Source organism: Mesorhizobium sp. M7A.F.Ca.CA.001.08.2.1 (assembly GCF_003998455.1).
In the GTDB taxonomy this organism is placed as follows: Bacteria; Pseudomonadota; Alphaproteobacteria; order Rhizobiales; family Rhizobiaceae; genus Mesorhizobium; species Mesorhizobium ciceri.
On record NZ_RZPW01000154.1, the window covers coordinates 1 to 9,911 of the forward strand.

11 protein-coding genes are annotated in these 9,911 nt (G+C 63.3%); 2 read left to right on the forward strand and 9 right to left on the reverse strand.

Annotated elements, in window-relative coordinates; all coding sequences use genetic code 11:
- Positions 1 to 67: 67 nt before the first annotated feature.
- From EN914_RS11825 to EN914_RS11860, 7 genes are all read right to left on the reverse strand, one after another.
- Complete coding sequence (locus tag EN914_RS11825; RefSeq protein WP_024501339.1) at positions 68 to 655, reverse strand: NAD(P)H-dependent oxidoreductase; 588 nt, start codon at positions 653 to 655, stop codon at positions 68 to 70.
- Positions 655 to 1,236: an NAD(P)H-dependent oxidoreductase gene (locus EN914_RS11830; protein ID WP_024501340.1), complete on the reverse strand. Its 582-nt coding sequence runs from the start codon at positions 1,234 to 1,236 to the stop codon at positions 655 to 657. The genes EN914_RS11825 and EN914_RS11830 overlap by 1 nt, the downstream gene beginning before the upstream one ends.
- The gene (locus EN914_RS11835) at positions 1,236 to 2,639 is read right to left on the reverse strand and encodes an FAD-binding oxidoreductase (RefSeq protein WP_024501341.1); all 1,404 of its coding nucleotides are present in this window, start codon (positions 2,637 to 2,639) and stop codon (positions 1,236 to 1,238) included. The genes EN914_RS11830 and EN914_RS11835 overlap by 1 nt, the downstream gene beginning before the upstream one ends.
- A complete protein-coding gene (locus tag EN914_RS11840) occupies positions 2,639 to 3,931 on the reverse strand; it encodes a cytosine deaminase (RefSeq protein ID WP_024501342.1) in 1,293 nt (430 codons plus the stop codon). The genes EN914_RS11835 and EN914_RS11840 overlap by 1 nt, the downstream gene beginning before the upstream one ends.
- Positions 3,932 to 4,126: 195 nt before the next feature.
- On the reverse strand, positions 4,127 to 4,978 hold the full coding sequence (locus EN914_RS11850; RefSeq protein ID WP_013531128.1) for an ABC transporter permease: 852 nt from the start codon (positions 4,976 to 4,978) through the stop codon (positions 4,127 to 4,129).
- Positions 4,965 to 5,792, reverse strand: a complete 828-nt coding sequence (locus EN914_RS11855; RefSeq protein ID WP_024501343.1) for an ABC transporter ATP-binding protein — start codon at positions 5,790 to 5,792, stop codon at positions 4,965 to 4,967. Before EN914_RS11855 ends, EN914_RS11850 begins: the two co-directional genes overlap by 14 nt.
- A gap of 11 nt (positions 5,793 to 5,803) precedes the next feature.
- Complete coding sequence (locus EN914_RS11860) at positions 5,804 to 6,808, reverse strand: ABC transporter substrate-binding protein (RefSeq protein ID WP_013531126.1); 1,005 nt, start codon at positions 6,806 to 6,808, stop codon at positions 5,804 to 5,806.
- 264 nt (positions 6,809 to 7,072) lie between these two features.
- Between EN914_RS11860 and EN914_RS11865 the strand changes: the two genes are divergently transcribed.
- Entirely contained in the window at positions 7,073 to 7,456 is a 384-nt protein-coding gene (locus EN914_RS11865; RefSeq protein ID WP_024501344.1) for a RidA family protein, read from the forward strand.
- A 54-nt stretch (positions 7,457 to 7,510) separates the two neighbouring features.
- The gene (locus EN914_RS11870; RefSeq protein ID WP_024501345.1) at positions 7,511 to 8,314 is read left to right on the forward strand and encodes a creatininase family protein; all 804 of its coding nucleotides are present in this window, start codon (positions 7,511 to 7,513) and stop codon (positions 8,312 to 8,314) included.
- A gap of 312 nt (positions 8,315 to 8,626) precedes the next feature.
- On the opposite strand, the gene EN914_RS11875 is transcribed toward EN914_RS11870, so the two are convergent.
- The gene (locus EN914_RS11875) at positions 8,627 to 9,136 is read right to left on the reverse strand and encodes a tyrosine phosphatase family protein (RefSeq protein WP_013531123.1); all 510 of its coding nucleotides are present in this window, start codon (positions 9,134 to 9,136) and stop codon (positions 8,627 to 8,629) included.
- Positions 9,133 to 9,911: aminotransferase class I/II-fold pyridoxal phosphate-dependent enzyme (locus EN914_RS11880; RefSeq protein ID WP_164778719.1), on the reverse strand; the 779-nt coding region annotated here is incomplete at its 5' end. The genes EN914_RS11875 and EN914_RS11880, both read right to left, overlap by 4 nt.

Here is a 9,911-nt window from a genome sequence, read left to right on the forward strand (position 1 = left end):
GAGCGGTCGAGGATGTAGTGCCTTCTCGCCTCCCCCTTTGTGGGGGAAGGAAGGGAAAGTCGCCCTCTCAAAACCTTTCCAGCTTCCCTCGCACCTTCGCCAGAAACGCCGCCCTTGTCGCCGGTGTCGAGGCATCCATCAAATAGTGCGCCAGGAAAAAGGTCCGGCAGCGCGTGGCACACAGCGCCCGCATGCCACGCAAAAGGGTCTTGCGTCCCGGCTGGCCGACGACGACGCTCCACCAGGTCGGGGCGCCGCAGGTGGTGATGACGCCGACCTTGGTTACATGCGTCATCAGCGACTTGATCCGTCCCTTGCCGGCCGGCAGCTTGAAGGCGACGTCCGTTGCCCACACCCGGTCGAGCCAGCCCTTCAGCATCGCCGGCAGTCCGTACCACCAGGTCGGATAGACGAACAGGATCGCTTCGGCCCAGTTGAGCAGTTCGAAATGCGGCTTCAGTGCCGGGTCCTGCGGCGCCTGGTCATTGTAGGAGCGCCGCTCGTCGCAGCCCATCACCGGGTCGAATTTCTCCGCATAGAGGTCGAGCAGCCGCACCTCCCAGCCTCGTCGCATCAGCACGTCGATGGCAGTGTCGCGGATGGCGGCGCAAAAGCTCTCGGGTACCGGATGGCAGTAGACCACCAGGGCGCGCATCAGAACTCATCCATGCGGGCCGCGACCTTGGTCGTGAAAGCCTTGCGCGTGCCGTCGGTAGACAGGTTCATCGCGTAGTGCGCGAGGTAGGTCACCGGCGCGCCCGGTTTGACGGTGGCGCGCAGCATCCGCTTGATCAGCCTGCGCGGCGGATCGCCCATCAGCATGGCGCGGAACCGGCTGCCGCCGTAGGTGGTCACCGCCGCAACCTTGCGAATGTTGTGCAGCGACGGCTGCGCCTTGCCGTCGACCAGTTTGAACGACACGCCGGGCAAGAACACGCGATCGAAAAAGCCTTTCAGGATCGCTGGAAAGCCATAGTTCCAGACGGGATAGGAAAGCACCAGCGCATCGGCGCGCAGCAGGCGCTCGACATAAGGCGCGACAGCGTCGGCGGGGCCACGTGGGTTGTGGTAGTCCAGCCGCTCCTGGCGCGTCAGTCGCGGATCGAAACCCTCGGCATAGAGATCGCAGTCGTCGACCGTATGGCCCGCCGCCGTCAGGCGCTCGACGATCATCCGGTGCAGGCCGGCATTGAAGCTGGTCTCGACCGGATGGGCGTAGAGGACGAGGATGTTCATCATCCTACCTTCTGCAGCCCCCTGAACAAAAAAGTCCGCCCGGAACGGTAGTCGTAGTCCGGGTTCTCCCAGGCGATCATCTTGCCGGGGTTGAGGAGCCCTTGCGGATCGGTCTCGCGCTTGAAGGCGAGTTGCACCGCGTCGGTCTGCTTCATGCCGCCCTCTTCCAGCGTGTAGCGATGCGGGTTGAAGATCGGGCAACCGTTCGCTTCATGCAGGCGCACGATCTCGTCGAGCCGCGCCTCGGTCGTGAACTTGACCAGCGGCAGGCCGAAGCAGGTAATGTTGCCGTCCAGCCGCACGAATTCGAGATGCGAGAAAACCTCGCCCGGAAACATCGCATCCATCTTCTCGACAAGCGCCAGCTGGTTGGGAAAGGGATAGAACGACTGCAGATAGGTGATCGAAGGGTCGACGCGCAGCGCCCTCAGCGTGGTGTGGTTCCAAGCCAATTCATAGGCCGGCGGCAGGCCTTTTTTCTCATCCGGCGTCGCCGTGGCCGCATTGTAGATCACCTCGCCGCCGGCACGCCGGGTGAAGGCAAGAAAAGCGTCCAGCCCATGCTGCGCCACCATGACGACGCAAATGCTCTGCCCGTCGCTCAGGAATTTCTGGTGCCGCTTGAAATAGAGCTGCGGCACGGGTGCCGCTATCGGCGTGATCAGCTTGGTCAGGATGCCATCCTGACACGCCAGCGCATTGCCATAGCGGGCCGCATCCATGAAAGCGTCGAAGCCGACAATGACGTCGATCCAGTCATAAGCCGCGGTCAGCGGCATCTCGACTTCCGATATGATGCCGTTGGTGCCGTAGGCATGGGTCACCTTGTGCAGATCCGCGCCGGTGAGCTCGAGCGCTTTCGGCTCGGCCTCCATGGTCACCACGCGCAGCCGAAGCACATTGCCGAAATCGCGCAACCCGCCGAAATTGATCGAGCCGACGCCGCCCGAACCGCCGGCGATGAAGCCGCCAATCGAGGCTGTGTTGTAGGTGGAGGGCGATAGCCGCAGTTCCTGCCCGGAATGCGCCCGCGTTGCCTTGTCGATATCGGCCAGGATCGCCCCCGGCCCGGTCACGACGCGACCCGGAGCGATCGACTTGATCTCGTTCATCTCGGCAAGGTTGAGCACGACGCCGCCGGAGAGCGGCATCGCCTGGCCGTAATTACCGGTGCCGCTGCCGCGCGGTGTCACCGGCACGCCATGACGATGACAGGCGGCAAGCACGCGGATCAGTTCGGCCTCGTTCTTCGGCGTCACGATCAGGTCGCCGGTGACATGGTCGAGCTGCTGCTTCAGCACCGGGCTGTACCAGTAGAAGTCACGGCTCTTCTGCTGGACGATGGCCGGATTGTCGTCGACCTTCAGGCCTTCGAGATCGCGTTTGAGCGCCGAAACATCCATCATTCCACCATCAGTTCGTCGAGTTCGGCATAATCTGGCAATTGGCGGTCGATCGCCTTGCCGCCGCGCACCACGATGCGATCCGATTCGGGCCGCGACAGCAATTCCGTCCAGCTTCGGCCTTTGAACACGATGAAATCGGCATCACCGCCGGCAGCCAGCGTGCCGAAGCCATCAAACCGCATCACCTTGGCCGGCGTCGCGGTGACCGCTTGCGGCCAGTCGGCGACCGGATGATCGAAATGCAGGATGCGCGTCGCCATGCGGTAGACCTCCAGCATGTCGAGATCGCCATAGGCATAGAAGGGATCACGCGTGTTGTCGGAAGCAACCGCCACCGGAATGCCCCTCGCCTTCATCTCGTGCAGCAGCGTCACGCCACGCCAGCGTGGCGTGGTGCCGTCGGCGCGCCGGTCCTGCAGATAGAGATTGCACATCGGCAGCGAGACGACGGCGAGCCCCGCTTTCGCCACCTTGTCCAGCGTGTCGAGCACGTCGAGATCCGGCTGGCGCGCCAGCGAGCAGCAATGGCCGACGAGGATCTTTCCTTCGAAACCGTTCCACAGAGCGGCCTCGGCGATCTTCTTCAGCGATATGGCGGAAATGTCGTTGGTCTCGTCGGCATGGAAATCGAGATCGAGGCCATGCTTGATGGCCTGCGCGAAGATGTGGTCGAGCAGCTCTTCGAGGTCCGGCGCCATATAGGTGACGACGCCGAGCACGCCCTTTGCCGCGGCAACCCTCTTTGCCAGCCTGTCGAACCACTTTTTGTCGCGCACGCCTTCGATGCCGAGCAAGCAGGCGCCCTGCAACTCGATGCGGCCGCGCCATGCCTCGCGCATCGCCTCGAACACCGGCCAGGAGATTTCCTCCTGCGGCGCGACGCTGTCGATGTGGGTGCGCAGCGCCCTTGTGCCATGGGCGTAGGCGCAGCGCAGCGAGAAATCCATCCGCCGCGCCAAATCCTCGGCGCTCCAGCGTGCCACACGATCGGCACCGGCGGCATTCAGCGCGCCCATGAACGTGCCGTCGGGATTGGGCTTTCGCGGCCAGATATGGCCCTTGTCGATATGCGTGTGGCAGTCGACGAAGCACGGCAGGATTATACGGCCGCCCAGGTCGACCGCATCAGCGGATCGGCCATGCGCGGTGATGCTGGAAATCTTCCCGTCGGCCACAGCGATGTCGGCAAGCCCGAAGCCGTCAGCATCGAAGGGCGCGGAAAGGCCTGGCGTCAGTGAGCGATGAAGGCGAACATTGGCGAGATGGTAAGAGCCGGAGATTGGTATCAAGCGTTGCCCCCCTCTGCCCTGCCGGGCATCTCCCCCTCAAGGGGGGAGATTGGCAGCGTCCGTGCCGGCTCATTTTTTTCAATGTTGGAGATTGGCGAAGATCGTGACAGCGGCCAATCTCCCCACTTGAGGGGGAGATGTCCGGCAGGACAGAGGGGGGCGCCTCGCACCAACATATCAATCACGTCACACACCCTAGCGCTCCTGCTTCAGCGCGCTTTCATGCCAGCGCCGCAAGATGAGATGCGATATCAGCGACAGCACGAGGAAGATCAAAATGCCGGTCAGCGAGATCAGGAACAGCGCCGCGAACAGCCGCGGCGCGTTGAGCCGGTAGCCGGCCTCGATGATGCGCGAGGCAAGGCCGGACGACTGGCCGGTGGTACCGGCAACGAACTCGGCCACCACAGCGCCGATCAGCGACAGGCCGCCGGCGATCTTCAACCCGCCGAGGAAATAGGGCATCGCCGCCGGCAGCCTGAGATAGCGCAATTGCTGCCATCGCGTCGCGCCGTTGAGCTTGAACATGTCGCGCAGATTGCGGTCGACGGAGTTGAGGCCAAGCGTGGTGTTGGACAGGATCGGAAAGAAGGCGACGATCCAGGCGCACAGCAGAAGCTTGGTCGTCTGGTCGTTCACATAGATGTTGATCAGCGGAAAGATCGCCACGATCGGCGTCACCTGCAGCACGATGGCGAAGGGGAAGAACGACATCTCGACCCATTTCGACTGCGCGAACAGCACCGCCAGCCCGACCCCGCCTATGACCGCCAGAGCCAAGCTGAGAAAGGTGATGCGCAAGGTGACCAGCAGCGAGGAAAACAGCAGGCCGGCATCGTTGTAGAGCGTCCACAGCACCACGCCGGGACGCGGCAGGATGTATTGCGGGATCTCGTTCCACACGCAGATGCGATCCCACAGCCAGATCGCCAGGATCATGATCGCCAGCGGCAGCACCCAGCGGCCGATCCGTTCGAACCGCGCCTGGCGCACGCGGCGTGCTTCCTCGGGATCGAGTTGGAGCATCCGCTCGTCAATGGCCGTCATAATGCGCGCCTGCTGTTGAGTTGATGGCCTTGACCAGCACGTCGGAAGCCTGACGGCACAGTGCCGCATAGTCTGGCGAGGTGCGAAACGCCTCGTCGCGCGGATAGGAGGCCTCGATGGCGAGTTCGTCGAACACCCTGCCCGGCCGCGCCGCCATGACGACGACGCGGTTGGACAGGAACACGCTTTCGAAGACACTGTGGGTGACGAAGACGACGGTGAACCGTTCGTCCTGCCACAGTTCCAGGAGATCGTTGTTGAGCTTGAAGCGGGTGATCTCGTCGAGTGCCGCGAACGGTTCGTCCATCAGCAGCACGCGCGGTTTGGTCACCATGGCGCGCGCTATGGATACGCGCATCTTCATGCCGCCTGACAGTTCGCGCGGCACCGCGTTTTCGAAGCCGGTCAGGTGAACCCGCGCCAACATCTCCGTTACCGCCGGTGTCGCCTTGGCGCGCGAAATGCCTTTCAGCCGAAGCGGTAGCCAGACATTGTCGAAAACATTGGCCCAGGGCAGCAGCGTCGGCTCCTGGAAGACGAAGCCGATGTTCGAGCGGTCGAGCGAGCCGCCACCGCGCCAATCGAGCACGCCGGAAGTTGGCGTCGACAGGCCGGCGATCAGCCGCAGCGCCGTCGACTTGCCGCAACCCGACGGCCCGAGCAGGCTGACGAAATCGCCTTCCCGGATGGTCAGGTCGACGTCGCTGAGCGCCGTCACGCCGTTGGAGAACACCTTGCCGACGCCCTTCAGCGCCAGGAGCGTCGGGGCCGCACCCGACGCAGCCGGCGCTTGCGCCACTTTTGCCCTTATCATTCCGGGGCGGCCTATTTCTTCAGCTCGAGCCCGACGCCTTTGTTGATGAAGGTCAGCGTGTAGGCCTTCTTGATGTCGATGCCGGCTGGCGTGACCTTGGCCTTGACCATCTTGTCGTAGAAACTCTTGATCCGCGCGTCGGTCATGGCGCCGATGCCGAGCTTTTCGGTGTCGCCGGAATCGGCCAGGCCGAACTTCTTCATCTGCTCGATCGAGAACGCGATCTGCTCGTCGCTCATGTCGGGATTGTCTTTCTTGATCATGTCGTTGGCGGCTTTGTTGTCGCCGTAGAGATATTTGTACCAGCCCTTGGCCGAGCCATCGACGAAGCACTGGACCACCTCCGGCTTCTTGTCGATCGTGTCCTGCATCACTTCGATCGTCGTCGAATATGTGTCCCAGCCATAGTCGGCGAGCAGGAACTGGTTCGGCACGAAGCCGCCTTCCTTCTGGACCGCGAACGGCTCTGAGGTGACGTAGCCCTGCTGGATCGACTTCTTGTTGGCGAGGAAGGGAGCGGTGTTGTAGGTGTAGGGCGCGCGTTTGGAGGCGTCGAAGCCGAGTTCGATGACCATCCACTGGAAGAAGGTCTGCACGCCCTCGTCGCCCAATATGTACTGGTCGGCGTTCTTCAGGTCCTCCCATTTGTCGAGCCCCTCGCCGGGGTGGGACATGATGACCTGCGGGTCCTTCTGGAAATCCGCCGCCACCACGCGCATCGGTATGCCTTGCTGGACCGCATCGAAGGCCGACAGCAGATTGCCGCCCATGTAGAAATCGATCTTGCCGGCCAGCAGCATCGGCCGGCCGCTGACTTGCGGACCGCCCTGCATGATGGTGACGTCGAGGCCGCAGGCGGCGTAGGTGCCGTCCGCCACGGACTGGTAGTATCCGCCATGTTCCGGCTCGGCCAACCAGTTGGTGCCGAAGGTGACTTTCTCATTCGCAGCCGCACCCAGCGTGCTGGCTGCAAGCAGGGCCACAACCGCCACCGAGATCTTCTGTTTTCCGTACATCGACACCACCCTCTGTTTGCTCCGGCGCGCCACGCGCCAGGCTCGACACCAAAGATTCAAGAAGCAAGACACATGCCACCGGCGTCTGGCGCCGGGACCGCCCGCTTGAAAGACGTTGCCATGCCAAGCGCGAACGGGTCATGCTGTACGGAAGGCATCGTGCCTATTTTTTGAACGGCTGTCCACAATCGCCCGGGCAACATGCACCACCATCTTGAAGGTGTAATGAGTCCGGCTTCAGGTGGCGGCATCCAGGAGATTGCCATGTTCAAATTCCTCACCCCGAAGTCCATCAAGCCGCCCTTTGCCCGCTACAGTCACGGCGTCGAGGTGCCGGCCGGCAAGCGGCTTGTGCTGTGCTCGGGCCAGGTCGCCATCACCGCCGACGACCTGATTCCCGAAGACGCCGGAGCGCAGGCCGAACTCTGCTTTCAAAACATCGCGGCGATTCTCGGCGAAGCCGGCCTGGGTCTCAGGGATATCGTGCGCATCAACGCCTATGTCACCGACCGCGCGCATCTGCGGCCCTATATGGACGTCCGCGACCGGCTGTTTTCGAGCCCCGCGCCAGCGTCGACATTGATGATTGTTTCCGGCTTTGCCCGGCCCGAATTCAAGGTCGAAATCGAGGCCATCGCGGCGGGGTGATCGACAGGCCGCCCGTCCCGCGCTAGGTCTGCCTGACCATTGAAGAGGCATGACATGACCGTACCCAAAAGACGCGTGTGGTGGGGCGACTACCGGACCACCGAATACGCCTCGATCGATCCCGAGGCGACCATCGCCGTGCTGCCAGTGGCGGCGATCGAGCAGCATGGGCCGCATCTGCCTGTTTCGACCGACACGTCGATCATGAACGGCATGCTCGACACGGTCATTTCGCGCCTGCCCGACGATCTCGACATCCGCATCCTGCCGGTGCAGGCCGTGGGCAAGTCCAACGAACACCTGCATGCGCCGGGCACGCTCACTCTGCCGGCAACCACGCTGATCGAAGCCTGGACCGAGCTTGGCCTGTCGATCGCGCGCGCCGGTGTGCGCAAGCTGATCGTGGTCAATTCGCATGGCGGCAACGAGGAGATCATGGGCATCGTCACGCGCGAATTGCGCGTGCGCGAAAAGATGCTGGCGGTGAAGACCAGCTGGCAGCGTTTTGGCCGTCCGGCCGGCATGTATACCGAACTGGAGGACCGTCACGGCATCCATGGCGGCGATGTCGAGACCTCGCTGATGCTGCATTTCCGGCCGGACCTCGTGGACATGGGCAAATCAGACAGTTTCGTTTCCAATGTCGCCAAGGCCGAAAAGGAATTTTCGCTGCTGCGCCACACCGGCACCCACGCCTTCGCCTGGATCGCCAGCGATCTCAACCCGAACGGCGTCGTCGGCGACGCCAGCATCGCGACGGCGGAGAAGGGCCGGCTGACGGCAGAATATCAGGCCGACGGCTTCATCAGCCTGCTGCAAGATGTGCGCAAGGCGAAGCTCGCGGAGTGGCTGAAGTAGCCTAACTGCGAGGCACAGATCTTCTGACCTTCCGATGGCAGATCGCCGGCTCCCAATTTAGCGGAAGCCTTTCTGCCTCGTCATCCTGGGGCGAAGCAAGGAGCGAAGCGACGCGGCGCGGACCCCAGGATCCATGCCGGGACTCGGAAGCGCTGCTACGGTGCAGAAGTCTGCTCCGCTGCATTCCTCGACAAAGGTCGCGGCATGGATCCTCGGGTCTTCGCGACGGAGCTTCGCTCCTGCTCCGCCCGAGGATGACGAAGACGGGGAGGCTTCAGCTAATTTACAACGGTCGTATCGTTCCGCTCAAAACTACACGTCGATCCTCAGCGCAAACGGCGTGCCTTCAAAGGCGTCCGCGCCGCGCCCGATCGATTCGATCGCCTCGACCATGCGGCCGTTGCGCTCAAGCAACGCATCGGCCACGGCGATCAGTCGCGGATTGGGCGTTGCCGAAGGCGACAGCGCCCGCAGCGTCCGCGCCAATTCGGCCTCGTCACGCTTCGGCGCCAGTGCTGCCGCGATGATATAGGCCGAAGCCGTCGAGCGGCTGATGCCGGCATAGCAATGCACGAGCATCGGCCTTGCCCGGTCCCACCGGCGCGCGAAATCGAGCAGATTGCGGACATGGTCTTCGCCCGGCATGGTCATGCCGTCCTGCGCCACCGCGATGTCGTGCATGACCAGATGCAGGTGGTTTTCCCTCGAGATCGAGGCCGGCCGCACCACCTCCGTTCCGGCGGCGAGCAGCGAAAGCATGCGGTCGGCGCCGGTCCTGGCCACCGTTTCCTCGATCTTTGCCAGCGAGCAGACATGGATCATTGTTTTGAACCCTTCGATTGATGCTCGCGCCGCGACGCCCATTCGGCAAGTGCGGATTCGAGCCGCTGCCATTCCTCCTCACTGCCCGGCAGGCCGGCGCGCAGAACGTCAGGCCGATCGGCAAAATGGCGAAGCAGGATGCCGCGCTCGCCGAGCGCTGCAAACAAATCGGCGGCATTGGTCAGACTGAGGAAACGATACAGTGTGGTTCCGCCCGCAACAGGAACGCCGAAGCGGCCGAAAAGCGCATCGAGGCGCGCCGATTCACCGGCCAACGACGCCCGCATCACGTCCTGCCACTCGATGTCGGCAAGCGCGCGGATGCCATATTCCAGCGCCGGGCCGGCGACGGCCCATGGTCCGAACTGCGTATCCAGCCGGTCGACCGTCGCAGTATCGGAAAGTGCAAAGCCGAGCCGCAGCCCGGCCAGGCCAAAGAACTTGCCGAACGAGCGCAGCACGACGAGGCCGCCCCGACCGACATCGCCCGCGACGCTGTGCTGACGCGGGCCGACATCCATGAACGCCTCGTCGACGACCAGCAGTCCGCCCTTGGCGCGCAATCCGGCGGCCAGAGCCAGCAACCGGTCGCGCTCTATGACACGTCCATCCGGATTGTTCGGATTGACGATGATGACGAGGTCGGCGTCCGCCAACGCTTCGAAATTATCGACCTCCGCCACCTGGTGCCCGGCGATCGCGGCAGCGCGGGCATGTTCGGCGTAGGTCGGACCCAGCACCAATGCCTTGCCGGGCGAAATGAGCGACGCAACGC

Bases quoted from the DNA above. Each gene is read 5' to 3' on its own strand.
- EN914_RS11825 (WP_024501339.1), bottom strand. From the start codon at position 655: ATGCGCGCCCTGGTGGTCTACTGCCATCCGGTACCCGAGAGCTTTTGC.
- EN914_RS11830 (WP_024501340.1), bottom strand. From the start codon at position 1,236: ATGAACATCCTCGTCCTCTACGCCCATCCGGTCGAGACCAGCTTCAAT.
- EN914_RS11835 (WP_024501341.1), bottom strand. From the start codon at position 2,639: ATGGATGTTTCGGCGCTCAAACGCGATCTCGAAGGCCTGAAGGTCGAC.
- EN914_RS11850 (WP_013531128.1), bottom strand. From the start codon at position 4,978: ATGACGGCCATTGACGAGCGGATGCTCCAACTCGATCCCGAGGAAGCA.
- EN914_RS11855 (WP_024501343.1), bottom strand. From the start codon at position 5,792: ATGATAAGGGCAAAAGTGGCGCAAGCGCCGGCTGCGTCGGGTGCGGCC.
- EN914_RS11860 (WP_013531126.1), bottom strand. From the start codon at position 6,808: ATGTACGGAAAACAGAAGATCTCGGTGGCGGTTGTGGCCCTGCTTGCA.
- EN914_RS11865 (WP_024501344.1), top strand. From the start codon at position 7,073: ATGTTCAAATTCCTCACCCCGAAGTCCATCAAGCCGCCCTTTGCCCGC.
- EN914_RS11870 (WP_024501345.1), top strand. From the start codon at position 7,511: ATGACCGTACCCAAAAGACGCGTGTGGTGGGGCGACTACCGGACCACC.
- EN914_RS11875 (WP_013531123.1), bottom strand. From the start codon at position 9,136: ATGATCCATGTCTGCTCGCTGGCAAAGATCGAGGAAACGGTGGCCAGG.